General features: G+C 55.2%; 23 protein-coding genes, 2 pseudogenes and 1 riboswitch. Of the genes and pseudogenes, 17 read left to right on the top strand and 8 right to left on the bottom strand.

Annotated features, from left to right (window positions below; translation table 11 throughout):
- The first annotated feature begins 2 nt into the window (after positions 1-2).
- The gene (locus IFU29_RS20020; protein ID WP_191935458.1) at positions 3-1,364 is read left to right on the top strand and encodes a pyridoxal phosphate-dependent decarboxylase family protein; all 1,362 of its coding nucleotides are present in this window, start codon (positions 3-5) and stop codon (positions 1,362-1,364) included.
- Positions 1,365-1,399: 35 nt separating this feature from the next.
- Here IFU29_RS20020 and IFU29_RS20025 read toward each other — a convergent pair whose 3' ends face one another.
- The gene (locus IFU29_RS20025) at positions 1,400-1,804 is read right to left on the bottom strand and encodes an H-NS family histone-like protein (protein WP_191935459.1); all 405 of its coding nucleotides are present in this window, start codon (positions 1,802-1,804) and stop codon (positions 1,400-1,402) included.
- A gap of 1,427 nt (positions 1,805-3,231) precedes the next feature.
- On the opposite strand from IFU29_RS20025, the gene IFU29_RS20030 reads away from it, so the two are divergent.
- Positions 3,232-4,338 carry a tyrosine-type recombinase/integrase gene (locus IFU29_RS20030; protein ID WP_191935460.1) on the top strand — a complete coding sequence of 369 codons (1,107 nt, stop codon included), beginning with the start codon at positions 3,232-3,234 and terminating at the stop codon, positions 4,336-4,338.
- 1 nt (position 4,339) lies between these two features.
- Positions 4,340-4,990, top strand: coding sequence for a Qnr family pentapeptide repeat protein (locus IFU29_RS20035; RefSeq protein WP_191935461.1), 651 nt, complete (start codon positions 4,340-4,342; stop codon positions 4,988-4,990).
- Here IFU29_RS20035 and IFU29_RS20040 read toward each other — a convergent pair.
- Complete coding sequence (locus IFU29_RS20040; protein ID WP_191935462.1) at positions 4,987-6,174, bottom strand: MFS transporter; 1,188 nt, start codon at positions 6,172-6,174, stop codon at positions 4,987-4,989. The two genes, IFU29_RS20035 and IFU29_RS20040, sit on opposite strands and share 4 nt — an antisense overlap.
- Before the next feature lie 117 nt (positions 6,175-6,291).
- On the opposite strand from IFU29_RS20040, the gene IFU29_RS20045 reads away from it, so the two are divergent.
- Positions 6,292-7,179 carry a LysR family transcriptional regulator gene (locus IFU29_RS20045; protein ID WP_191935463.1) on the top strand — a complete coding sequence of 296 codons (888 nt, stop codon included), beginning with the start codon at positions 6,292-6,294 and terminating at the stop codon, positions 7,177-7,179.
- 306 nt (positions 7,180-7,485) lie between these two features.
- On the opposite strand, the gene IFU29_RS20050 is transcribed toward IFU29_RS20045, so the two are convergent.
- Positions 7,486-7,653 carry a YhfL family protein gene (locus IFU29_RS20050; RefSeq protein ID WP_191935464.1) on the bottom strand — a complete coding sequence of 56 codons (168 nt, stop codon included), beginning with the start codon at positions 7,651-7,653 and terminating at the stop codon, positions 7,486-7,488.
- A 240-nt stretch (positions 7,654-7,893) separates the two neighbouring features.
- On the opposite strand from IFU29_RS20050, the gene IFU29_RS20055 reads away from it, so the two are divergent.
- Together IFU29_RS20055 and IFU29_RS20060 are read left to right on the top strand one after the other, a co-directional pair.
- The gene (locus tag IFU29_RS20055; RefSeq protein ID WP_191935465.1) at positions 7,894-8,892 is read left to right on the top strand and encodes an ROK family transcriptional regulator; all 999 of its coding nucleotides are present in this window, start codon (positions 7,894-7,896) and stop codon (positions 8,890-8,892) included.
- A gap of 127 nt (positions 8,893-9,019) precedes the next feature.
- Positions 9,020-10,177, top strand: a complete 1,158-nt coding sequence (locus IFU29_RS20060) for an MFS transporter (RefSeq protein WP_191935466.1) — start codon at positions 9,020-9,022, stop codon at positions 10,175-10,177.
- Positions 10,178-10,232: 55 nt separating this feature from the next.
- On the opposite strand, the pseudogene IFU29_RS20065 reads toward IFU29_RS20060, so the two are convergent.
- A pseudogene (locus IFU29_RS20065) lies at positions 10,233-10,420 on the bottom strand (hypothetical protein); the annotation flags it as partial.
- Between IFU29_RS20065 and IFU29_RS20070 the strand changes: the two are divergent.
- From IFU29_RS20070 to satP, 5 genes and pseudogenes are all read left to right on the top strand, one after another.
- Positions 10,386-11,007, top strand: a pseudogene (locus IFU29_RS20070) (recombinase family protein). The pseudogenes IFU29_RS20065 and IFU29_RS20070 sit on opposite strands and share 35 nt — an antisense overlap.
- Before the next feature lie 85 nt (positions 11,008-11,092).
- A complete protein-coding gene (locus tag IFU29_RS20075) occupies positions 11,093-11,608 on the top strand; it encodes a PAAR domain-containing protein (protein ID WP_244633757.1) in 516 nt (171 codons plus the stop codon).
- A gap of 10 nt (positions 11,609-11,618) precedes the next feature.
- Positions 11,619-12,797, top strand: a complete 1,179-nt coding sequence (locus IFU29_RS20080; RefSeq protein WP_191935467.1) for a hypothetical protein — start codon at positions 11,619-11,621, stop codon at positions 12,795-12,797.
- Between the two features lie 2 nt (positions 12,798-12,799).
- Positions 12,800-13,195, top strand: coding sequence for a hypothetical protein (locus IFU29_RS20085; protein WP_191935468.1), 396 nt, complete (start codon positions 12,800-12,802; stop codon positions 13,193-13,195).
- Positions 13,196-13,570: 375 nt separating this feature from the next.
- Complete coding sequence (gene satP / locus IFU29_RS20090; protein ID WP_191935469.1) at positions 13,571-14,137, top strand: acetate uptake transporter; 567 nt, start codon at positions 13,571-13,573, stop codon at positions 14,135-14,137.
- 37 nt (positions 14,138-14,174) lie between these two features.
- Here the strand turns inward: satP and IFU29_RS20095 are convergent, their stop codons facing one another.
- Both IFU29_RS20095 and IFU29_RS20100 read right to left on the bottom strand, forming a co-directional pair.
- Positions 14,175-14,633 (bottom strand): GNAT family N-acetyltransferase, encoded by a 459-nt coding sequence (locus tag IFU29_RS20095; protein WP_062748687.1) that lies wholly within the window; start codon positions 14,631-14,633, stop codon positions 14,175-14,177.
- A gap of 202 nt (positions 14,634-14,835) precedes the next feature.
- Entirely contained in the window at positions 14,836-15,768 is a 933-nt protein-coding gene (locus tag IFU29_RS20100) for an MBL fold metallo-hydrolase (RefSeq protein WP_423244851.1), read from the bottom strand.
- Positions 15,769-15,867: 99 nt separating this feature from the next.
- Between IFU29_RS20100 and IFU29_RS20105 the strand changes: the two genes are divergently transcribed.
- Positions 15,868-16,791: a LysR family transcriptional regulator gene (locus IFU29_RS20105; RefSeq protein ID WP_191935471.1), complete on the top strand. Its 924-nt coding sequence runs from the start codon at positions 15,868-15,870 to the stop codon at positions 16,789-16,791.
- 57 nt (positions 16,792-16,848) lie between these two features.
- Here the strand turns inward: IFU29_RS20105 and IFU29_RS20110 are convergent, their stop codons facing one another.
- Positions 16,849-18,234, bottom strand: a complete 1,386-nt coding sequence (locus IFU29_RS20110) for an aminotransferase-like domain-containing protein (RefSeq protein WP_191935472.1) — start codon at positions 18,232-18,234, stop codon at positions 16,849-16,851.
- 149 nt (positions 18,235-18,383) lie between these two features.
- Between IFU29_RS20110 and IFU29_RS20115 the strand changes: the two genes are divergently transcribed.
- A complete protein-coding gene (locus tag IFU29_RS20115) occupies positions 18,384-19,244 on the top strand; it encodes a DMT family transporter (RefSeq protein WP_191935473.1) in 861 nt (286 codons plus the stop codon).
- 80 nt (positions 19,245-19,324) lie between these two features.
- Here the strand turns inward: IFU29_RS20115 and IFU29_RS20120 are convergent, their stop codons facing one another.
- Positions 19,325-21,364: a choline transporter gene (locus IFU29_RS20120; RefSeq protein ID WP_191935474.1), complete on the bottom strand. Its 2,040-nt coding sequence runs from the start codon at positions 21,362-21,364 to the stop codon at positions 19,325-19,327.
- Between the two features lie 329 nt (positions 21,365-21,693).
- Positions 21,694-21,815: riboswitch (TPP riboswitch) on the top strand.
- Positions 21,816-21,969: 154 nt separating this feature from the next.
- On the opposite strand from IFU29_RS20120, the gene IFU29_RS20125 reads away from it, so the two are divergent.
- Genes IFU29_RS20125 through IFU29_RS20140 form a run of 4 tightly spaced genes read left to right on the top strand, consistent with a single transcriptional unit; the run spans position 21,970 to position 24,839 of the window.
- Positions 21,970-22,902: an FAD-dependent oxidoreductase gene (locus IFU29_RS20125; RefSeq protein WP_191935475.1), complete on the top strand. Its 933-nt coding sequence runs from the start codon at positions 21,970-21,972 to the stop codon at positions 22,900-22,902.
- Entirely contained in the window at positions 22,899-23,096 is a 198-nt protein-coding gene (gene thiS, locus IFU29_RS20130) for a sulfur carrier protein ThiS (protein ID WP_062748700.1), read from the top strand. Before IFU29_RS20125 ends, thiS begins: the two co-directional genes overlap by 4 nt.
- Positions 23,097-23,099: 3 nt before the next feature.
- Positions 23,100-23,870 carry a thiazole synthase gene (locus IFU29_RS20135; RefSeq protein ID WP_191935476.1) on the top strand — a complete coding sequence of 257 codons (771 nt, stop codon included), beginning with the start codon at positions 23,100-23,102 and terminating at the stop codon, positions 23,868-23,870.
- A gap of 3 nt (positions 23,871-23,873) precedes the next feature.
- Positions 23,874-24,839, top strand: a complete 966-nt coding sequence (locus IFU29_RS20140; RefSeq protein ID WP_191935477.1) for a HesA/MoeB/ThiF family protein — start codon at positions 23,874-23,876, stop codon at positions 24,837-24,839.
- Positions 24,840-25,078 lie beyond the last annotated feature (239 nt).

The following is a 25,078-nucleotide window of genomic DNA, read 5'->3' on the forward strand; positions in this document are numbered from 1 at the left end:
TAATGAATGAAGCTGACCTGATAACTGCAGCGGATATCCGTGCGGGCCGCTACAGCGCCTCGCTGCCGACACGACGCGTTTTCCCCGATGCCGAAGCGCTGGCCGGGCTGGCACGCTTTGACGAAGCATTGCCGTTAAAAGGCCTGCCCGCAGAGCAGACGCTGGCGCTGCTGGATGATGCGGGGTCACCGGGCACCGTGGCCTCCAACGGTCCGGATTATTTTGGTTTTGTCATTGGAGCCTCACTTCCCGTGGCGACAGCCGCCGAGCGGCTGATGATCGCCTGGGATCAGTGCGCATCCGGATGGGATAATTCGCCGGTCTCCGCCACGCTGGAACGCCTGGCCGGCCGCTGGCTGCTGGAGATCCTCGATCTGCCCCGCGACAGTGCCGTCGGGTTTGGCACCAGTGCCACAGCCTGTACGCTGAGCTGCCTGGTGGCCGCGCGCCGTGAGCTACTGCTGCGGCAGGGATGGGACGTTGACCAGGATGGGCTGGCCGGTGCGCCGCAGATCAAGGTGGTGATCTCTGCGTTGACCCACATCACCGTGAAAAAAGCGCTGCGGGTGCTGGGTTTTGGGCTGAGAAATCTTCAGGTCGCTCCGGTCAATGAACGAGGGCAAATTGATGCGGCACGCCTGCCCCCGCTGGACAACGCTACTGTGCTCTGTTTACAGGCCGGAGAGGTGAACACCGGGGAGTTTGATGATTTTGCCACGCTGATCCCGGTGGCTCATGCCGCCGGGGCCTGGGTACACGTCGACGGCGCGTTTGGCCTGTGGGCTCGCGCTTCGGCCCTGAAAGGACTGACCGTGGGGGTCGGACAGGCTGACAGCTGGACGACGGACGGGCATAAGTGGCTGAATACACCCTATGACTGTGCCATGGCCATCTGCCGCCATCCGGAGGCGCTGTCTGAAGCGATGAACGCGGATGCTGTCTATTCCGCTGCTGCGCAGGATGCGCAGAAAAACCTGACGCTGGAGTTTTCCCGTCGTCCCCGGGGGATACCTGTCTGGGCGGCGCTCCGTACGCTGGGGCGTGAAGGTGTCGCAGCGATGGTCGAACGACACTGTGAACTGGCGCGGGAGCTCAGTACCGGACTGCAAACTGCTGGATACGAGATTCTGAACAGAGTTGTGATCAATCAAATCCTGTTTCGGGCACAGGACGATGCACAGACGGCGCGAGTGCGTGAGGTATTGCAGGCGTCAGGAGAAGCCTGGTTTTCTGGAACGGTGTGGCAGGGAAAAGCGGCGCTGCGTATCAGTATTTGTTCATGGCGCACGGAGAATATCCACACGGAAAAACTGAAGGTATTATTGAGCAGGATCTATCAGCAAACGCTGTCTGAAGCGAAATAAATCGTCCGGCCGCCCGTCTGGCGGCCGGTTGGCATTTACTTGATCAGGAAATCTTCAAGCTTCTTGCCGGCATCCAGTGCCTGTTTAATTACTGCCGGGGTACGGCCCTGGCCGGTCCATGATTTTTGCTCGCCGTTTTCATCAGTATATTGATATTTGGCCGGACGTGGTGCGCGTTTGGCACGTGTTTTGCTGGCGGTATTATCTGCTGCGGTCAGTTCGCTTAAATCGATACCGTCTTCCAGCAGCATCTGGCGATATTTAGCCAGTTTCTCTTCTTTTTCTTTAATCTCAGATGCGATAGCGGCTTCTGATTCACGACGTTCGTTCACAACCGCTTCAAGTTTCTCCAGCATCTCTTCCAGTTCAGCTAAAGACACTTCACGAGACTGGGCACGAAGGGTGCGAATATTATTTAATACTTTCAGTGTTTCGCTCATAACGGAATCCATAACCTGTGGGTTGGTTTAAATTAGATACTACATAACGAGACTCAGTGTACAGACAAATGAAGAGTGAAAAAACACTAAAGTAGAAAAATATTGGTTTAAATGTTACACGGATATCACTTTCGTCCTCTGCAGAACAGGGTGGCATATCGTTATATTTACAACTTATGGGATAAATCTTAACGAATCTGTTGAAATCAAAAGTTGATAGCTGAAACTTTATCCATGATTTTTGACAGTATATATCATGAAATACCGCTGAAAAACTCCCCATTCATAACGTATTGTATACCCGCCGTTTTCCGTCTGAAGACTGATGCCCTCGTTTTTCTGCCCATTTTTTCGTCAGGCCGTGTGAGCTGGCACAGTGGCTGTCAGGATTATACAGGTAACGGCGTTGCTTAAAAAAGATAATGCAACGGGGCCTGTCACTGAATGTTATGTATCGTGAATAGTTTGATTCTAATCTCCTGCAGAAATGCTATCCCTTATTGTTCTCAGGGGGGCTGGTGAAGCTGGCCTCGTTGTCTGGCGATAATAGCCAGCGCGTAAAAAACAGATAACTGTCAGATAAAAGGAGGCACACAGACTTTCTTCATCCCTCTGCACATTTCTTTTGTTTTTAGTTACAACATGCGACAAATGATCACTGCTATCGATCATTTGTCGACAATAGCGTCACAGAGGCTGGTTTTAGCAGGAAAAGCGTCATTTTAAGCCCGGTCCTGTCTCCGTGTTTGCTGTCATAAAATGTCCCCGATGTTGTTATTTTTCGGTTGGCGATGCTACCGGAAAATGGCTTCAAACCGGTCTGTTTATTCCTTCTGAGTCTCTCGCCGGTTTATTATATGCACTTTCAGATTTTTTACCGGGACAGAAGAGTGCTGACCTGTCAGGGGGCCTGTTAGTACGCCTGACTTTTTTTAATTATTTATTTAACGGCAGGCGAGATAATCGTAATTATACGAAGATAAACGTGACAGAGCAGGAAACGTCATGATTAATGCGAGCGTGCGGTTTTTTCCCGCTATGCCCGGTACCTGAACGTGTTTTTCTCTCATGACTGCCGTTTTCTGTTTCTTCCGGGCGTCATGCCGGATATTTATGCTGCTTTTCCCTCGCCACGGAAAAGAGGGTTTGTTGCCGGGTGTCCGCATCATGTCACCGACGCTGCTTTAAAATCATTGCCATCATCCTGGCCACGGCCTTTTTGGGCAAAACTGAGGGTGTGCCCGTCAGTGAGGTTGAACGTCTCATAATGGTCGCTGTGCAACCATTATGACTCCAGACCTATTAAGTCTGGAGTCATAATGCCGGACGCGATAAAATCACTGTCACTGTGCCGCAAAAGCTGGCGGAGCGAACCCTGGAGGACAGCGTGAGAGCAACAAAGAATCATATAATCCCAGGATTACGGGATGTCTGAATCCTGTAATCCTGGGATTATCACATCCCCGCTGGTCGGTCGCCATGTTGTTCTCTGGCTGCACGAAGTGCGAGGATCGTCGCTGATTGAGCTGGAAGCCAGCGGTAGTGAGGGCTCGGTGCTGCAGGTGATGAAGCTGTGGGTCAGACTGTCATTGTTACAAACGCGTCGGCGTCCGGAAATTGCCATCTCGTCACTGCTGAAGCACGTATTGCCGGCGATCGGAGAGCGGCCGCTGGCCGGGATCACCCGCCTGCAGCTTAACCGCCTGTTTAATATTCTGATTGCTGAGGGTAAAAAAGAGGAGGCCCGCCGCGTTTTTGCCCTGTGTAAGCAATTTTTTGCCTGGGCCGAAATGCAGGGCTACATTGAGCATTCCCCTCTCAGTGCGATGAAAAAACGCGATGTCGCAGGCAGAAGTTCACCGCCGGGCAACCGAACCTTGAGCGACGCTGAAGTCTGGGTGTTCTGGCACGGGTTGGATGCCTGGGATCTCTCTGAGCAGTGCCGCTGGGCGCTGCGCCTTTGCCTGCTGACGGCTCGTCGGCCTGATGAGGTTGTTCAGGCGCGAAAAGAGGAATTTAACCTCACGTCCGGCATCTGGCGGCAGGGTACCCGTAACAAGTCGCAGCGCGAACATATTCTGCCGCTGACGCCGCTGATGCGCACCTGCATTGAGGCCCTGTTACACGCCAGCCCGCCGGATTCACCCTGGCTGGTGCCGTCACCCGTGACGGTGTCACAACCTTTGTCGCGCGGGGCGGTGACTCAGGCATTACGACGGATGCTTCGCGCGGAACGCGGGCTGGGACTTGAGGCATTTACCACGCGCGATCTGCGACGCAGCGCACGTTCACGGCTGGCTGCTCTTAATACCCCTAATGATGTCGCCCGTAAGATCATGAATCATGCCCTGGAAGGCATTGACCGGGTGTATGACACGCACAACTATCTGCCGCAAATGCAGCAGGCACTGAATGCGCTGTCCGACAGTATTGAACGGATTATCGCTGCGGAATCCTACCATGCCCTGGAACATCGTTATCCCGGCGAAAAACTGCAGCTCGATGAGCGCGCGTTACTTTATATGGAGCCCTGAAATGACAGTGTCACCGGTTTACCGTAATGAAAAATTCACCACCCAACATTTTACCGGTCGCACCGTTGAAAAAACCCGCTTTATCAATTGTGATTTCTCCGGTTGCGACCTCACCGACTCACGATTTGTTCACTGCCAGTTCTATGACCGCGAAACTGAGCAGGGCTGCAACTTCAGCGGGGCGGTTCTCAGGGAGGCCAGCTTCAGACACTGCGATTTGACCATGAATAACTTTCGTTCGGTCGATGCGCTGGGCATTGAGATCAGTGAGTGCCGGGCGCAGGGCGTCGATTTTCGCGGGGCCAGCTTTATGAATATGATCACCACAAAGAGCTGGTTTTGCAGCGCCTTCATCACCAAAACAAATCTCAGTTACGCCAACTTTTCCAAAGTTGTGCTGGAAAAATGTGAGTTGTGGGAGAACCGCTGGGTAGGAACCCATGTACTCGGGGCCTCTTTCAGCGGTTCCGATCTGTCAGGCGGTGAATTTAATTCGTTTGACTGGCGCTCGGCGGATTTTACCCACTGCGATCTGACACGTTCGGTGACGAGTGAACTCGACCTGCGCACCACCGACCTCGAAGGCGTCAAACTCGATAGCGCACAGGTGTGTTTCCTGGTAGAGCGGCTGGGCATTCAGGTGGTTGATTAATCACTGTCTGCCGGCGGAAAACCGTGCTGCTTCGCCAGCATGACGATCAACGCAGTCAGCAACAGCAGCGACAGCACGATCGGGGGAAAGTAGCCGGCCCCGAGGCTGTGCAGAATGGCTGCACCTGCCAGCCCCCCGCCGGCGATGGCCAGATTCCATGCCGTTACCAGCATTGACTGAGCGATATCTGCCGCATCCCCGGCACTTTTTGCCAGTGCCGTCTGAAACAGAGTGGCGGCCCCGCCAAAGGCGAGCCCCCACAGGCCGGTGGCTGTATAAATGGCAGAGGGAAGAGCTGAAGTCATTAACACGGCAGACAGGGCAAACAGCGCGGTTGCCAGCAGTGACAGCCCCCGCAGCCAGCGATCCACTCTGGCACCCACGATACCGATCCCCAGTAACGATGTCAGACCAAAGGTCAGCAGGATCCCGCTGATACTGCCAGCCATATTTGCCCGCTCAAGGAAGGGAAAAATATAGGTGTACAGAATGTTGTGCGCCAGTACAAAAATCAGCGTGACCAGCAGAATAGGACGAACACCGGGAAGCTTCAGAACCGGTATTAAACGCTGGCGACGCTGTGCAGGCTGACCGGAGAAGTCGGGTACGCTGAACAGGATCCAGCCCATCAGCACCAGCGTCAGTGCGCTAATCGACAGGAAACAGCTGCGCCAGCCTATTATCTGCCCCAACCAGGTGCCCAGTGGAATGCCGACCGCCAGCGCGAGCGGCGTGCCCACCATTGCCAGGGCAATCGCCCGACCCTTCATGGCGTCCTTGACCATTCTGGCTGCATACCCTGCCAGCAGGGCCCACAGTAGCCCTGCCGATACCCCAGCGACAAAACGTGCTGCCAGCGTCAGCAGATAATGCTCAGATACCGCCGTCAGGGTATTTGCGACGGCAAAACCCGCAATAGCGCTTAACAGCAGCGGGCGTCGCCGCAGAGTCTGTGTCGCCAGGGTGAGTGGAATAGCTGCCAGCAGCGATCCGACGGCATACACAGTGACCAGTTGCCCAGCCAGAGCTGGCGTCACGCGGAGGCCGTCTGCAATTGCCGCCAGCATGCCTGCGGGAAGTGCTTCGGTAAGGATGGTAATGAAGCCTGCTACCGCCAGCGCGAGCAGGGCAGAAACAGGGAGTTTGTCAGCAACGTTGCCCTGAGTAGTCGTTATAAGCGTCATGAGTATTTTCCGTGAGTGAGGCGTGAATCGCCCGCTCACCTTAATCAATGCCGTATTAAAGAAAAACTGGGGTATAGTGCGGGTTACTCCGGAATAATTTTCTCTAATGAGGGCGTAATGGACAGCCTGAGTGGTTTTAATGTTTTCGTCCAGGTGGCCGAGACACGCAGTTTTGTCAGCGCCGGACGGCAGCTGGGGCTTTCGCCCTCCGCGGTGGGTAAAAACGTGGCGCGACTGGAGGAGAAGCTCGGTGTACGTTTGTTTCACCGCAGCACTCGTAGCATCACCCTTACCGCGGAAGGTGCGCTTTTTCTGGCTCGCTGCCGGCGTATTCTGGCCGAGGTAGAGGCCGCGCAGCTGGAGCTGTCGCAGGTGAGCGGTAAGCCTGCCGGACGTCTGCGCATCAGCCTGCCGCTGGTCAGTACGTTGATGCTGCCAGTGCTGGGTGATTTTATGCGCCAGTATCCTGATATCGAACTGGATCTGGACTTTACCGACCAGATGGTTGAGGTGATTGAAGAGGGATTTGACGCGGTGATCAGAACCGGGGAGCCCGCTGATTCACGCCTGTCTGCAAGGCGGCTGGGCTACTTTGGCGCGATGCTGGTTGCCTCCCCGGCCTATCTTGCGGAGAGAGGAACACCACGGGAGCCTGCCGATCTGCTGATGCACCGCTGCCTGCACTATCGTTTCCCCCACAGCGGAAAACTGGAGAAATGGCCGTTGCGCGGCGCAGGCGATCTGGCGATCCCCGCGTCCATGGTATGCAATAATATCGAAACCCGCGTCTGTTTTGCCCAGCGTGGTCTGGGCATCGCCTGCCTGCCCGATTTTTCTGTTCGCCAGCAGGTGGCAGACGGTAACCTGGTGCCGATACTCGGTGAGTATATTGAGTGGCGGGGGACTTTCCATATTCTGTGGCCTGCCAGCCGGCATCCCTCACCCAAGATCCGTGCACTCGTTGATTTTCTTGCTGACAATGTCTTTCATTCACCCATCCGTTAAAAAAGCGATAAGAGATAAAATAACATCAGTGGAATTATTTATTATCGGTTTAATTAATAAAGTGTCGGTAATCGTCAACGAAAGATGGGGTGAGAATGCAAGACAGACCTGCCATGAATTACACTGGTAGTACTCTTTATTTAACTGTGATGTTTTTTATCAGGCCGGGGTCATGAAGAGCCGGTAGCGTTGCCAGCATTTTCCTGTGATAGATTTTATTTTAAAGGGTTATGTTTTGCCGGTTTTTTTACTTCGTTGATAAATAATCGTTTTTAGGCCGGGGTTTTTCCCCCGGCCTTGTGGTAACTACTTTTCAGTCGGGCCGCAGCCGCCGATCCATTTTGAAATAGATACTGCAGGATGAAGCAGGTAGTCATAAGTACAGTTTTTTTGTTTATTTTCGACGTGGCCGGTACAGGCGGTCAGAAAAGAAAGGCAAGCGCCAACGATCAGTAATTTTACAACACGATTCATTTAACATCCTTTGTTTATACTGTCATGAATTACGAGCCGAGATAATAAGAAAAAAAACAAAATGAAACAATGTGAAATTATATTTTCAACTTACTTTAGCTGAATTACGACTTCTAACCGCCGGGGAAAGTGAAGGATGAGTTCTGCATTGCACAAGCGAGTGAACTCATGCGGTTTTTGGGCGTCAGTAACTACTTTTGTGCTAAGTTAGGCCGGTTTTCTGCAGCAGATTGAGGCGAAATGAACACTCCGGCAAACAGTACCACCCGTGAAATGCGCAAAAATAATATTGCGTTGGTCATCCGCACGCTAAAAGCGCTGGGGGCGGCGACGAAGGGGGAGGTGGCCGCAAACACCGGGCTGAGTGCAGCCACTTGCGGAGCCGTGCTGAATGAACTCGCTACCAGTGGTGAAGTGCTGACACTGGAGCGGGAAGCCTCCCGCGGCGGCAGGCCCGCGCAGCGATACGCCTGTAATCCCGATTTTTTCTCTGTACTCAGCCTCTATGCCGCTGGCAGCGATGAGGCCGCCGAGCTGGTCTGGTCAGTGACCTCTGCGACCGGAGAGCCACTGGACAGCGGAGATATGCCCTTTATCCCCCTGACGGCGGAACGATTTTATCAGCAGATTGCCTCGCTGCTGGCGGTATTTCCTGTCGTACAGGCGATAGGCATCGGCCTGCCCGGCGTGATTGTTGACGGGGTCGTCACCTCCTGCGATATCTCGTTGTTTACCGGCATGGCGGTTACCGCAGAGATCGCCTCGCGCTCAGGGCGATTTACTGAAATGGGCAACGATATCAACTTTACGGCATGGGGCTTTTACCGCAGTAACTGTCCCGGCGTGAAAGCACCGGTTGCCTATATTTTCAAACCTGATGTTCCCTGTACCGGGTGTGGCATGGTGATCAACGGTCAGGTGCTGACCGGGGCGAATAACTTCGCCGGCGAGGTCTCCCATCTGCCGTTTACCCCGGGTATCACGCTATCGCTGACAGAGGAACTGGCACACATTGTGGTCTCCCTGGCCGCACTGATTAACCCGGTGATGGTGGCCCTGTCCGGAACGCGTCTCAACCAGTCTCAGCTCCCCGAGATAGTGCAGATCTGTCAAAAGCATATTCCGGAAAAGCACCTTCCTGCCCTGATTTACCGCCCCTCAATTCGTCAGGATTACCTGCAGGGCATCGCTGAGCTGACGCTTGAAAACTACAACCATCACCGTTTATTTGGCGAATAATGACGAACGGTAATCCATCCGGTTGCCGGCCGTCTCCTCTCGCGCTCATTGACATCTCTTTCAAACCGTACCTATACTTTTTACTTACTAATTGTCTTTTAATAAGTCTTTTTTAAAAAGGTGCGCGATGTCGGTGAATGTTCTCTCTCAGCAGGTAGGAAGTCAGGCCCGACGCAGCGCTACCCGGGCAATCTTTTTTGTCACCGGCATGGCCATGGGCCTGTGGGCGGCGTTGGTACCCTATGCGCAAATGCGCACCCATGCGGAAGCCGGTCATCTCGGACTGCTACTCCTTTGCCTGGGGGCCGGCTCGCTGATCGCCATGCTGGGATCGGGTCGCATCATCGGCATAGCGGGCTGCCGGCGGGTGATTGTTGCCTCTGTGGTGCTTTACTGTCTGATGCTGCCACTGCTGGCCACGCTGGATGATATCCGTTTACTGGCCGCCAGCCTGTTTGTGTTTGGCATGGGGATCGGGCTGGCCGATGTGGCCATAAACGTCCAGGGGACGCTGGTTGAGCAGGCCGCGGACAAGCCCTTAATGTCCGGATTCCACTGCCTGTGGAGCGTGGGCGGCATCGCCGGTGCCGGTGGCGGTGCGCTGCTGCTTGGGGCAGGGGTCACTCCCCTGGCGGCAACTTTCTGGGCGGTGGCATTGATTGTACTGGTCACGGCCTGTTCTTTTCCTGCCTTGCTGACTGCTGGCGGGGACGATCCACATCAGCCAGTTGATACTGCCAGCCGGCCTAACTTCCGTCTGGTCCTGATGGCGATCATGGCGATGATTTGCTTTATGGCTGAAGGGTCCATTCTGGACTGGAGCGGTATTTTCATGATTCAGGATCGCGGTATGGCGGTGGAACATGCCGGCTGGGGCTTCGCGGCCTTTGCGGTCGCGATGTCCCTGATGCGCGCAACGGGGGATGCGGTCGTGAATAGGCTGGGTCGACAGCGGGTGCTGGTCGCCGGCGGCATGCTGGGCATTGCAGGGTATCTGATAGTGGTGCTGGTACCGGGCTGGATCATGGCGCTGTGCGGTTTTGTTCTGGTGGGCATTGGTGCGGCCAATATTGCCCCGGTGCTGATCACCCTGGCGGGTCAGGAGAAAGTAATGCCGGTTCACCGCGCAGTGGCTCTGGTGGCCACGCTCGGCTATCTCGGCATACTGGGTGGACCGGCACTGATTGGCTGGGTGGCGCATCTGACCAATCTTTATGTCGCTTTTGCCCTGGTCGCCGTCGCGTTTATGGTGATCGTGCTGGGTGCTTTTAAACTGAAATACTAAGCGATTCTCTTGCCTTGCACATGGGGTCAGTTTGGATATCGAAAATTATTGTACGTTAAGGTTGTTTTTTGACCTTCCTACTTTAGCTGGCCTCAGCCGACGAAACTTACCGAAAGCCGATATCCGGTTGCTTTTCCAGATATAATTGCCTGTCAGATTGATGTGTTCCCGGCCTGGCGGGGACAAATGCGACAGCAGTTGCTCGTTGATCTTCACCCCTTTACGCTTCAGGGCATCGACGGAAGATCAGTTCGCCGATCGGGCAAAAGAGATGCTGGAGCAGATCGTTCAGGAGCGGGGGCATAAAATCGCCAGCTACTACCGGGAGAACATCATCGGTACAAAACTTGACCGCCCGGAACTGTGGCGCTTACTGATGGTACAGTCACCGCAATGATATTTTACTGGTCGAAGAGAGAGACCGCTTGACCCGTCTGAGCAACAGCGACTGGATAACGCTGAAAAAGCAGATCGAGCAATACGACTTGCGGATTGTCAGCCTGGATGTGCCCACCTCATGGCAGGCGCTGGCAGATAAAGACCCCTCGCAGGCTGACCCAATCACCCGCGCCGTGATAACCGCCATCAATAACATGCTTATCGACCTGATGGCCGCGATGTCGCATAAGGACTGGCTGAGCCGCCGCCAGCGCCAAAAGCAGGGAATTGAACGGGCGCATACACTGGGTAAATACCGGGGAAAACAGGCCGATCAGGAGCGACATGAGAAAGTCCTGTACTACCGCTAGGTCAAGAAACTGAGCATCCGTGAAACGGCAGACGCCACAGGGTACAGCCCCTCCCAGATATGCCGCATTCAGGTACTGTAACGGCAATCACAAACGGGTGATTTGGGTTAAGTTGTGATTGTTGTATGATGCCGGTGAGGATAACCGCTTATATATTGAGGGATTAATGATGGCAAGAGCACTGGCCAGTTTGGGTGATAAAACGAGTTACGGAGAAATCATTTCAGCGACTGCGTCCTGGTATGAAGGACGTAAAGCAATAGCCCGGACCGGCGACAAGGCATCATGCAGCAAATGCAACGGGTATTTTGAAATGCTTGCCTCCGCACAGGACTGGGCAGAAGAAGGCAAAGCGTATGCGGCCACAGGTGACAGAGTGCTGTGCCGTTGCCCCGATCACTATGTTTACGGTTCAGCCACGCAGTCTGCCAGCACAGGCACTGGCTCTCTGACCTCCCGCAATACCCGTCAGTCGCCTGTCCCGGCGCAGCAGGCACAGGATTCCGGCGCCCGGAACTGTATTCGCTTTCAGTGCGCCGGTGACGATGGCCAGCTAATGGCTGGTTGCCGCTACACTCTGATGTTCCCGGACGGACGTTCTGAAGCTGGTGTGACCGATGAACACGGGGTTACCGGATGGCATTATGCTGAATCCGCTGAAATATTAACCTGCATATATTAATGGATTAATTATGGCTGTTTACCATCTCAGTACCCGTATTAACTCTAATGTCCCGGCTGATTCTTTGCTGTATGACCTGTGCATTTATCGCATGGACTCCGGCAGGAATAAATCCCCCCTGGTGGATGTGAAGCAACAGCCGTTTCTGGGCAATTATGAAACACAGAGTCACATGACCGGAAATATAAATGAGTCACTCTCGACCATTTATATTATGGAAATGAAGCTTTATCGAAAAACCATGTTGCATACGCACTGTGTAACGCCTGTTCCGTTCACTAAGATGTACACGCTGGAAGAATTTTCGTCAGGCAAAGCCTGGTCTCCGGTGAAGCGGGAAAACCCCTGTTATTTTGAGTCAAAAGGGACAATGAAACCTGAGAGTCAGGGGGGCGAAACAAAGCAGATTAAAATCACCATCCCGGAACGTCCATTTATAGCGAAAGAATATCCTATCGGAACACCGCAGGATCCGTTTGAAAAAAACAAAATTGAGTCTGAGATAAACGACAGATTTTATCATTATTCTTACCCTTATCAGGATAGGGCAAGTGTATGTGGACCTGCTGCATTTTTTTACTGTGTTCAAATGGATCGTCCTGATGTATATGCACAAGCTGCCAGGGAACTATGGCGGTATGGAAATACTAAAATAGGTGCATTGACCATCTCCCCTGGCGAAGGGTGTAAACACCCTTCAGGTATGTTTTATACAAGTGGAGGTCAGCCAAGGATCTTAGGGCTTGATTGGATGACACTGGCTGGGCTGAGGGACTCAGAGAATACCATGCTGAGCTTTGATGCTCTTGATTCGCCAGTTGCAGGCATCACAATGTGGCAAACACTGACTGAATGGTTTGAAAAGGCCGGTTATGAAAAGGTCTATAGTAATGTAGGGATCACTCAGGCAGGCGTCCAGGGGATCAGAGATTTAAATAAGTATGTAGAGCAAGGTTATAAAGTTGTGACATTAATAAATGATGGACTGCTTGAAGGTAGTACAAACAACACAACATTACCTACGCACTGGATTGTATGGGATGGTTCTGTAACACAGGATAATAATGGGTATGTTAATTTAAAATTATTTTCCTGGGGGCAATCAGCCAACTGGATTAAACATAAAAAAGATTTGAAATTTTTTATCAATAGATTTTTCGGGGGGGTGGTTTTCAAACCATTAAAATAGCCATGAGGATGTTTTCTGTTATTTTTATTTCATTTGCAGTATCAGCATGTACTTTACATGCTGATGTTACTCCTGATGGTAATTCACTTAACGATGCTATAGTAGGAACGCCGTATACTAGTGAAATAAATATAAGTGGTGGCGCTGTATCATCTTTAGATTCTAGTGGAAAAAAAAGATTTGTAGGTGCAATAACTCCATCCGATACAGGATTAACTTTAAGGTATTGTAATGATTCTCCAGCTCACAATTGCGTCAGGATTCAGGGAGTACCAGTAAAGCCGGGGATCGTCACCGTACGAGTATCAGGCGGATTGTTTGGCACTAATGTAGCGACAGGTGGGGAATTTGATAAAACATATACTATTAAGATCAAAGATTCAGAAGGGTCTTCTTAAGATCGTTTGAGAGGTGGACTCAGCATTGCTAGCCAGGATACGAGAACCCGCTCCGAGAGCGACTTTTATTTCTGGCGCATGAGCGGGCAGGGATGCCTGGTGAACACAGAGATTTTTCCTGCCTTAGCTATATACTTACAGATTCCGCGAATTTGAATTGAATACCGATCTTACAGAGGTCGATTTTAATAGTAACTACCTGTATGTTGTAACTATAACTCGGACTATTTGCTTTCACGATACCGACATCGCGCAAAATATTCATTTTCTCCCTGCTGAGATCAAAGAGCATAACGGCCACACTGATTATGATCCCGCGCCCCGCCCTGAGTGCGGCATCCACATTTTCTGCGCATCATCATTTTCTGAGGACTTATGAGTAACACGACATTAGCGAATCCGGCACCATTGGGACTGATGGGTTTTGGTATGACAACGGTCCTGCTGAACCTGCACAATATAGGCTTTTTCCCGATGGACGGTATTATCCTCGCCACTGGCATGTTTTACGGCGGGATCGCACAAGTCTTTGCAGGCCTGCTGGAATATAAAAAAGGCAATACCTTCGGTATGACTGCCTTTACCTCTTACGGCTGCTTCTGGCTGACACTGGTCGCCATTATTCTGATGCCTGAACTGGGCCTGTCAGAGCCCGCCAACGCGCACTTCCTCGGGGCGTTTCTCGGCCTGTGGGGCATTTTCACTCTGTTTATGTTTTTCGCCACCCTGAACGGCAACCGCGTGCTGCAATTCGTATTTCTCAGCCTGACGGTGCTGTTTGCGCTGCTGGCCATTGGCCATCTGATGGATAACGCTGCAATCATCCGGTTTGCAGGCGGGACAGGACTGGTCTGTGGTGCCAGCGCGATTTACCTGGCGATGGCCGAAGTGCTTAACGAACAGTTTGGCCGCCCCATCTTACCCCTGGGCGAAAAACAGTAATCCTCCGCCTGCCTGTGTCCCGGGCAGGCGGAAACGATCATAACCGTTTAGACATATTGTAACCCGTTAACACAAACCCAAGGCTTTCATACAGCTTTTTCGCACGGCTGTTGTTGGCTGCTACACGCAGACCGGTTTCCGTGATGCCTTCCAGGGCCAGCTGCTGGTTAATCACGTCCAGCGCCTGTTTTCCATACCCTTTCCCGCGCCATTCGGGAAGCAGATAGATATCATAAATCCAGGCGATATTTTCGCTGACGCTGATCCAAAGGTAACCCACCGGCGGCTCGGCGCCCTCCGTTGCCGTGATACACAACAAACGCTGGGGAGGGCTGTTAACGCCCTGGGTCAGGGCCTGGTCAATCAGGGTTGTTGCGCGGCTAAGGGCATCTTCCAGGGAGCAACGCCGCGACTCTGCGAGGTCTCTGCCATACTCTGCAATCACGATCTGACGGTAAGCCGGAAACTCGTCCGCCTGCATGGGTCTTAATATCATCGATTTTCCCCGGAAATGGTCCGATAAACCCTGCGTCAGCCAGTCTGCACGAGGATACGATAAGGATGATAACGTGATTTCAGGCGAATTCAACGCATCAACACTGAACGCGCAGGCGCTAATGCAGCGGTTGACAGAAGAGAGCAGGGTGTGGGTAATGTCGGCATCCGGTCAGGGGCACAGACGTGCCCCTGACCGGGGATTAATGGCTGAGCTGCGTTGTATAATTCGCTGCCACCCAGCGATAGCCGCTACCGTCGCGTTTAACGTGTCCCAGCCCCGGAAAGGCAATGTGTGCAGCAGCTACCCAGTTCCCCTCCTGCGCCATCTGCGCCAGTACCGCCTCACGCGTTTGTACGGCTTTTTTCTGGTCAACATCGAAGTGGATTGCCACATGCGGATCGGGCATCTGAACCGATTTTGCATGAATAATGTCGCCCCACAGCACCAGCGTCTGTCCTTCACTCTCCACGCGGTACAGCACGCTACCCGGCGTATGGCCGGGTGCCGGGATGGCCCGTATACCGGCAAATACCGTCGCGGGGGCACTGAACGTGCTCAGACGTCCGGCATCAATGACCGGGCGCAACGTACGTTCAGACTCGGCAAAGGTGTGGGCCTGGCTGGCTGCCACCTTCTTAACGTTGCCGGGCGTCAGCCAGAAGTCTGCGTCTTTCTTCTCAACGTAAACCCGGGCATTGGGGAAGGCCAGTTTGCCGCTGCGCGAGACACCGCCGGAGTGGTCGGCATGAATATGTGTCAGCAGCACCGCATTGAGGCTTTCTGCCGGATAGCCTGCCGCCGCCAGATTCTCCAGCAGATGACCGCCGTTGTGGCCAAACAGGTCGCCCGCCCCGGCATCCACCAGCACCCGCTGCTGGCCGTTATCAATCACGTATGCGTTAATTGAGGTCTCTGCCTGCGGCGTCATGGCATCACTGGCCATACGGTCGCGCAGCTTTTGCGGGCTGATATGAGTCAGTAACTTATCCAGCGGGATGGTGACCGTGCCATCAGAAACAGCGGTGATACGCAACTTGCCCAGCGTCATGCGGTAAAATCCAGGCGCCTGGGTCTCCGGCGGAACAGATTCGGGTGCGGCCAGCGCCGAAGCAGAGAAAGCAATACCGGCCATCATTACCATCGTTTTCATTTTAACCTCGTTAATTCATGTCGTTTTTGCGTGAGTGCCAGTATCCTGACCTCAACGACATCATTCAAATCGATTAAAATAATGCACACTATCAGAGAAAATGATTTTAGCCGTATCGACCTGAATCTGCTGACGGTGCTGCTGGTTTTGCATCGCGAGGGCAGCGTTTCACGCGCCGCTGAACGCCTTCACCTCGGTCAGCCAGCCGTCAGCGGGGCGCTGGCGCGCCTGCGTACGATGTTTAACGACCCGCTGTTTGTCCGCACGGCAAAAGGGATGTCGCCGACGCCGCGCGCCGAGACACTGGTAGCCTCGTTATTTCCGGTGATGGAAGAGATGCAGCAGGTACTGTTTCAGCCGCCATCCTTTTCACCTGAAACCGATACGCACCGGTTCCGTCTGGGGATGAGCGACTGGGTGGAAGGCTGGCTGATGCCCGACCTGCTGTCGACGCTGAACCGCCAGGCACCGGGAGTGACCCTGCATATCACGGCCAGCGATCCCTTCCACGATGAGGAAATGGTACAACAGGATCGCGTTGACGTAGCGATTTCGGTCGGGCAGGGCATTCCTGCCGGGACGGTGCGTGAGCCGGTTACCCGTATGGAATTCTGCACGCTGTGGCACCCGCTCCAGTTAGCACTCACTTCGCCCCTGAGCCTTGATGACTATATATCCCATAATCATCTGCTGGTTTCTTATCGCGGTGCCAGTCAGAGCCAGATAGACGAGCAACTGGCGCGGCAGAATCTGTCCCGCCGGGTGCGCTATGTGACCCCCCATTTTTCCTCACTGCCGCTGATGTTGAAGCAGATCCCGGCCCTGACCACCGTCCCGCAGGGCCTGGCAGCGGGCTGGATGGAACACTTCGGCTTGCAGAGCAGCGCCGTTCCGGTCAGCGTGCCGCCCTTTACCCTCTCCCTGCTGTGGAATAAGCGCCGCAGCCACGACCCGGCCCTGCTATGGCTGCTGGAAAAACTGCGGGAAAAAATGCGCACTGGCTGATTGACTCGTGCCTGACAGCAAGACGGTAAGTCTGAACGCGAGCGGCCGTCATACCCGTTACCGGTGCTGCTCCGCTATCGCACGCTTCAGCACGCCGTAAATCCGTGCATCACTGAGATGCGCCACGTTAAAACGTACAAATGCACCGGCGGTCTGCGAGACGCTGAAGACATTCCCCGGTGCCAGAATGACCCCCTCTTCGCGGCAGCGTCGGGTCAGTAGCGTGGAATCCACCCCGTCCGGCAGGCGGCACCAGAGATAAAACCCACCGCGCGGTACCTGCCACGGCACGATACCCAGCGTTGCCAGGCGTTCCACCGCCTCTTTTCTGGCGCGATCCAGCCGCGTTGTCACCTCCTGCAAATGCTTACGATAGCTTCCCCCCGACAGCACACCGGCAATCAGTTCGCTGGCAAGCGGGCCTGGTCCGCCAAAGTTGGTGGCGATCTGCAGGTTAACCAGTTCATCGATCCACCCGGCCCGGCAGGCAATATAACCACAGCGCACCGAGGCGGAGAGGGTTTTCGAAAAACTCCCGGTGCGGATAACGCGATCAAGCCCGTCGGGGATCGCCAGGCGCGGCGAAGGGTCCGGTTCGAAGTCGGCAAAGATATCGTCTTCAATGATCAGCGTATCGTGCAGCGCGGCGGCACTTAACACGCGATAGGCAGTCTGCGCAGAGAGGCAGGCACCCGTCGGATTATGCAGAGCGGAGTTAGTGATATAAAGACGCGGGCGCTCCGCAGCAAGAACCTGTTCAAAAACCGCGATATCGGGGCCAGTTGGCGTATAGGGTACGCCAGTGATCTTCACCTGGTGGGCACGCAGCAGCGCCTTAAAGTTGAAGTAGCAGGGGTCATCCACCACCACGCTGTCGCCCGGGCGCAGCAGATAACGACAGAGTAAATCCAGAGCCTGGCTCCCCGACCCGGTCAGCATCAGCTGGTCCATCGAAGCAGACAGCCCTTCCCGGGCAAAACGCGCCAGCAAAAGACGCCGCAGTTTGGGCGACCCGTGGGAACTGCCGTAGTCGGTCAGCAGGGGGCTGTCGAGCCGGGAAAGCTGCCGCAGCCCTTTACGCAGTGCCTCATGAGGCATCCAGTCGTCGGGCAGCCAGCCGCAGCCCGGCGTCAGTTCACCCACTGCTGCATCCAGCGACTGGCGGGAGACCCAGAAAGGATCGACATCCCGTGGCTGCCCGATGCGCGTATCAATCAGACTGCGCCCAACAAGCGGAGTGCCAGACACGTAAAAACCGGAACCGCGCCGTGCCCGGATCACCCCTTCTGCTGCCAGCCTCTCATAGGCTTCGACGACCGTAGAAGGTGACACGCTCCTGGCGGCAGCGAAGCGGCGCACCGACATCAGCCGGTCACCGGCTGCCAGCGTACCGGTCAGAATACTGCGGCGGATTTCGTCAATCAGTGTTTCGGTAAGCGTCATCGGTATCCCAGCCTGTCAGTGATCAACTGTATGGGAAAGACTCCCCATACAGAACAACTTAATTGTAGGGGTAGTGTATCTTCGAATCCGCCGTTCTGACCTCTACTATCCGTGGGATATGCCTGTTTTTATACTTACGCAGAGGACTTATGCAGCGAACAACATCAGGGTGGTGGAGTGGACTTTTTGGCGTGATGATTTTTAGCGGCTCCCTGCCGGCTACACGGGTGGCCATTGGCGGATTTTCACCGCTGTTTCTGACCTCTGCCCGCGCGGTGATTGCCGCACTGGTCGCCGGGGGACTGCTGCTGGCGCTGAGGCAGCGACGCCCCGGGCGCAGCGACAGGGTATCGCTACTGATGGTGGCTGCGGGAGTCGTCGTCGGCTTTCCCTTACTGACAGCCCTGGCCCTGCGCGAGATGACCGCCGCCTGTTCTCTGGTTTTTATCGGCCTGCTGCCGCTTTCCACCGCTATTTTCGCGGTGCTGCGCGGGGGAGAACGGCCAGCGCGGGCCTTCTGGCTGTTCTCCCTGCTGGGTGCCGGGATCGTGACAGGTTTTGCTCTCTCAGCAGGCGGAGGGGGATCGCTGACCGGAAACCTGATGATGGTGGCGGCCATTCTGCTGTGCGGACTGGGCTATGCGGAAGGGGCAGAACTGTCGCGCCGGCTGGGCGGCTGGCAGGTGATCAGCTGGTCGCTGCTGCTGTCGCTACCGGTAATGGTGGTGACGGGCCTGATGACTCTGCCGCACAGCTGGCAGGGGATCGGTGCGCCCGCCTGGTTCAGCCTTGGCTATGTCTCACTGTTCAGTATGCTGATTGGTTTTATTTTCTGGTATCGCGGGCTGTCGCTGGGCGGCATCGCCGGGGTCGGACAGCTCCAGCTGCTACAACCGTTTTTTGGTCTGTTGCTCTGCGCGCTGTTCCTCCACGAGCCGGTTGCCCTGAGTATGGTGGTCAGTGCGGCGGCGATTATTCTCTGTGTTGCCGGCGCGAAGCATTTCGCCTGAGCGCCATTCCACAATAATAAGGAGAACGACGTGGTTTTCTGAGCAAAAAAAACCAGACCGGAGTCTGGTTTTTTAAGGGTTTATGCTTCAGGGAAGGGCATCGAATTACCCGGTGCTTCCCGGTGAATATGCAGGAAGGTCAGGTGACGCTCATACTGGTCGAGAATGTCATTGATGATCTGCTCTTTGGTGTAGTCCATCAAATCGTTCCCCTGCGTACCCTCCAGCAGGAAGGTTTCCAGACGGAAGTAATCCGATTTGCCGCTGCGCGCCCGGTAGGTAAAGGCGGGTACCGAGTAACGCTGCGGCCAGATCTGATAGAGGAAGCTCTGCTCATCCGCCATATCAACCAGCAGTTCCAGATGGTTCAGACGCTCATCCTCCACCGCAGGCAGCTCATTCACCTGCACTTTGGCACCACGACGTTCCAGCTCACGCCCGACTTCTTCCATTGCCGGACGACAGACGTTATCCAGCATTTTGCGGGTGTGGGTCGTTCCCGGATAGTTCATCACGCGTGAAATGCGCTGTTTCCAGTTCAGGCGATCGTCACGCGATACCGCTACCGGTGGCGTGTTCACCGTGGCACTGGCCCGACGGTGATCTTCAACCCGCAGTGATTTATACAGACCGGCCATCACAAAGAAAATCACAAAGCTGAACGGCAGCCCCATGATCACCGTGGTCTTCTGCAGCGCCGTCACGCCGTTAACCATCAGCATTCCCAGCGTTAGGACGCCAATGGTGACCGACCAGAAGATACGCAGCCAGTTTGGCGCATCATTGTTGATGTCCGCCAGACGCGAGGTAAAGTTGCCCAGCACCAGTGAACCGGAGTCCGCGGAGGTAACATAGAACAGCAGGCCGGTGATGGTGGCCACCGAGGCGCTGAAAGTAAAGCCAGGATACTGCGCCAGCAGACTGTAGAAGCCGCGCTCCGGGTGCGCCATGGTCTCTTCAGCGAAGGCCATATTGCCGTGAATAATCTCGTATAGGGCGCTGTTACCAAAGATCGACAGCCACAGCAGGGTAAAGATAAATGGAATGGTCAGCGTCCCTACCACAAACTGGCGGATAGTACGGCCGCGGGAAATACGCGCCAGGAACAGGCCAACAAACGGTGACCAGGCGACCCACCAGGCCCAGAAGAACAGCGTCCAGTTGTTCATCCATTCCGTTGGACGATCGAAGGCGAAACTGTTCAGCGTCATGCCCATAAAGCGGTTGATGTAATCCCCGACGTTGAGCACCAGCGCATTCAGCAGGAAGCTGGTATCACCGACGAACAGCACAAACAGGATCAGACCAAAGGCGAGCAGCACGTTGAGCTCTGACAGGAAGCGAATGCCCTTATTCACGCCAGAGGTGACCGAGATAGTGGCCATGATGACCGACAGCACGATTAGCCCGGCCTGCGCCGTCAGTCCTTCCGGCACATCAAACAGCACCTTCAGGCCATAGTTCAGCTGCACAACGCCGATGCCCAATGTGGTGGCAATACCAAAAATCGTCCCGAGCACGGCGGCGATGTCCACGGTATGACCGATTGGCCCGTTAATACGTTTACCGAAAATAGGGTACAGGGCCGAACGAATGGTCAGAGGCAGGCCGTAGCGATAGCTGAAGTAACCCAGGGCGATGCCCATCAGGGCATACATGGACCAGCCGGTCAGACCGTAGTGGAACAGCGTCCAGACCATCGCCTGACGCGCGGCTTCCATCGTCTGTCCCTGGCCCTCTGGCGGCATCATATACTGCGTGACCGGCTCGGCGACGGAGAAGAACATCAGATCGATACCGATACCGGCGGCAAACAGCATGGCTGCCCAGCTCATCAGGCTGAACTCGGGCTTGGACTGCTCAGGACCGAGCTTAATGGAACCAAAGCGGGAACAGGCCATAAAGATAACGAACACGATGTACAGCGTGGCGGCCAGCAGGTAATACCAGCCGAAGGTGTTGGATACCCAGTCGAGGGTACGATTAATCCAGCGATCGGAAAAATCAGTGAACAGAATAGTCGTCATGGAGAACAGCAGGATCAATACTGCTGAGGTGTAGAAAACCACGGGGTTGATACGATCTTTTTGAGGCTTTCCTGGTATTTCAGTCGTCGGCATAATGTCTCCGCAAAAAATGATCAGGGAAAGAACCTGAAGTCCGCTCTGCGAAGCGCGCATTAGCGCATACTGGGTAAAATCCGCCGTATATCCGCTAATTACACTGGGAGAACCATCAGGATGAATATTAGTGTAATTTATTGATTAATCGTTATAACTCTTGACTCAAATCGCCTCCGGAAAGTAAATTTTGTGTAAACAGAAGCACGAATGATAGTTTTTATTGATTGAGCATTCAATTAAAAAAAATTTCAGCGTCTCAAATTGCCGTCTTTTTCCCCATTAAAACCGCATATCGCTTGACGATTCCCACCCGGTAAAATAAAACTATTTCCTGTCAGGGGAGTCTCGCCAGAGAGACTGAGAGGCTAATGAGCGATTTATCGCGGCGTAGCGACCCTTAGAACCTGACCCAGTTGATACTGGCGTAGGAAGACGCGTACCCTGATGACGGGCCAGCCGGCCACCCAGCGTACCCGCGCGAAGGCCTGTGTTTATTCCGCCTCAGCCTTTTTCCTTATCCTTATCACGGGTCTCATCTAGTTTTGAGAGGCTAACGTGACGCTATTGGTAACCCCCCTTCTCCCTGTCAGGATCCTTACCTCATGAGCCGCTGGTCTGTGATCGGTGACGGCGTTGCCGGGCTGTGCATCGCCACGATGCTGGCAGAGCACGGCCAGGCCGTGGAGGTGATCACTTCACCGCGGCATGATGCGGCATCCCACTGGGCAGGCGGAATGCTGGCCCCCTGGTGCGAAGGCGAAAGCGCCCCGGCGGAGGTTGTTGAGCTGGGCCAGCGGTCTGCCCCGTGGTGGTCTGCACGTGTCAAAGGCGTGGAGCATCAGGGCACCCTGGTAGTCGCCCCCCCGCGCGACGCGCCTGAACTCACCCGTTTTTCGCGCATGACGCACGCCCATCAGTGGGTGGAACCGGTCACGCTGGAACCCGCCCTGGAAGGGCGCTTTGCCCGCGGGCTGTTCTTTGCCGGCGAGGCCCATCTCGACCCGCGCAGCGCGCTGCAGCAGCTGCGGGCCAGCCTGCTTCAACACGGCGTTGACTTCCATCAGGACAAGCCCGGCGGCACGGTTATTGACTGCCGGGGGATCCACGCTGCCCACGAACAGCCGGGACTGCGCGCCGTTCGCGGCGAAATGCTGATCCTGCACAGCGATGAGGTGCAATTCTCCCGGCCCGTCCGCTTACTCCATCCCCGCTTTCCCTGTTACCTCGTACCGCGCACGGGGGGGCGCTTTATGCTGGGGGCGACCATGGTGGAAAGCCACGATGACAGCCCGATCAGCGCCCGCGCCATGATGGAGCTGCTAAGTGCCGCTTACGCCATCCACCCGGCACTGGCCGAAGCCAGAGTGCTGGAAAGCGGCACCGGGCTGCGTCCGGCCTACGCTGATAATGTCCCTGCCATTCATCGCCATAACGGCGTCTGGTCCGTTAACGGCATGTACCGGCACGGCTTTCTTCTCGCGCCAGTGATGGCGGAAAACCTGATGCAGCAACTGATACAGGAAAACCTGATATGAAAATTCAGCTTAACGGCCAGCCGGTCGATACTGCCGCCCGCACCCTGGCGGAATTGCTGCGCGAACAGCAGATTGACGCAGGCTGTGTCGCCAGCGCGTTAAATGGACAGTTCGTGCCCCGCGCCCGCTATGAAACGCAGCCGATCACACCAGGCTGTGAACTCGAAGTCCTGTCACCCATGCAGGGGGGATAAACGATGTTTTATGATTTTGTACCCCAGTCACGTTTTCTGCTCGGTACCGCCGGGTACCCCTCTCCGGCGATCCTGCAGCAGGCGCTTGCGGCCTCCGGCAGTGAAATTATCACCGTCAGTCTGCGCCGTGAAGGCAGCCACGGTACAGCCTTTCGCGAGCTGCTGACCGGGCTGAATAAGCGGGTTCTGCCGAACACGGCGGGCTGTCACAGCGTGAAGGAGGCCGTCACCACTGCCCATATGGCGCGTGAGCTGTTTGATACGCGGTGGATCAAGCTGGAGGTGATCGGTCATGCCGATACGCTGCAACCCGACCCGTTCGCCCTGGTGGAGGCAGCGCGTATCCTCTGCGCCGACGGATTTCAGGTGTTTCCCTACACCACAGAAGACCTGATTCTGGGTGAAAAACTGATCGAAGCAGGCTGTGAACTGCTGATGCCGTGGGGCGCGCCAATCGGGTCGGGGCAGGGGCTGCGTAACAGAGAAGGGCTGCGCTCAATGCGCGCCTGGTTTAACGATATTCCGTTGATTATCGACGCCGGGATTGGTGCACCCAGCCAGGCAGCTGAAGCTATGGAGATGGGGTTCGACGGTATTTTGCTGAATACCGCCGTTGCCAAAGCGCAGGATCCGGTTCGGATGGCAGGGGCCTTTGCTGCTGCCATACAGGCCGGATGGGATGCCCGGCAGGCCGGTCTGGTCGAACGTCGCGATATGGCCAGCGCCTCGACGCCGATTTTTGGTATGGCGCAGTTTCACTCACGGGAGCTGTAGCCGATGAGCCGCTATCAACGACAGTCAATGTTGCCGGAAATTGGCGACGAAGGGCAGCAGGCCCTGCACCATGCGCGGGTGCTGGTGGTGGGCGCGGGCGGACTGAGTGCCACGCTGCTTCCGCTGCTGGCCGGGGCCGGTGTCGGTTACCTGCGGATTTATGATAGCGATCGGGTGGAGGAACACAACCTTCACCGCCAGACGCTCTTCGGGATGGGGGATATTGGCAATCTGAAAACAGCGTGCGCACAGCAGGCCCTATACAGGCATAACCCCGAGTGTGTCGTGGATGTACGGCCACTGGCTCTGAGTGCAAGCCGGGTCGCCGAGGCGCTGGAAGGCATCGATCTGGCTATTGATGCCGCCGATAATTTCGCCGTCACTTATCTGCTCTCCGACGCCTGCCTGCCGCGTCGCATTCCGCTGGTCAGCGCATCTGTGCTGGGGCGGCAGGGCTATGTAGGGGGCTTCTGCGGCGGAGCACCCGGCTACCGTGCACTTTTCCCGCAGTTGCCAGGCAGCGCAGCGAACTGCAATACCGCCGGGGTGATGGGGCCGGCAGTGGCGACGCTGGGCGCACTTCAGGCTCAGATGGCACTCAGTATTCTGCTCGGATTTTCACCCTCACCGCTTGGCTGCCTGATTAACTGTGATTTCAGTACGTGGCATTTCCGGCAGTTTCGCTTTGACGGCGCAGATGAGCCGGACAGACCCGGCGTCCCCTTTATTGACAGGCCGTTGCTGACCAGCAGCGATTGTATTGTTGAACTGCGCAGCGAAGAGGAAGCCCCTCGCAGTATCAGCGATCGCGCTGTCCGCGTTCTGCCAGAGCAGATCGACCACTGGCAACCGCCAGCTGGCCGCCGGATTGTGCTGGTCTGCGCCAGCGGGCTCCGTGCAGCCAGCGCCGCCGCGCGCCTGGAACAGCGTGGCTTCACGCACCTGGCGATCCTCGCGGCAAACCGTTAATAAAATGAGAGAAGGGATGTCTGAAATGAGCCGATAAACGCCCTTTTTCTATCGCTGGTGACCGCAGGAGATCCAATGCTGGGTGAAAATCTGCTCGCCAGCCGTGACATCATGCTGGAGGCGAGTAAACACAGCCTGATTTTTATAGCGCGGCAGGGCTGATATTGCGCAGGGTTTATTTGCATCTGCTCCTCCTGCTCAGTATCGTGTGCGCAATTTCCCCAGACTCGCCGGACTTA

It is taken from the genome of Erwinia persicina, assembly GCF_014838825.1.
GTDB classification, from domain to species: domain Bacteria; phylum Pseudomonadota; class Gammaproteobacteria; order Enterobacterales; family Enterobacteriaceae; genus Erwinia; species Erwinia persicina_A.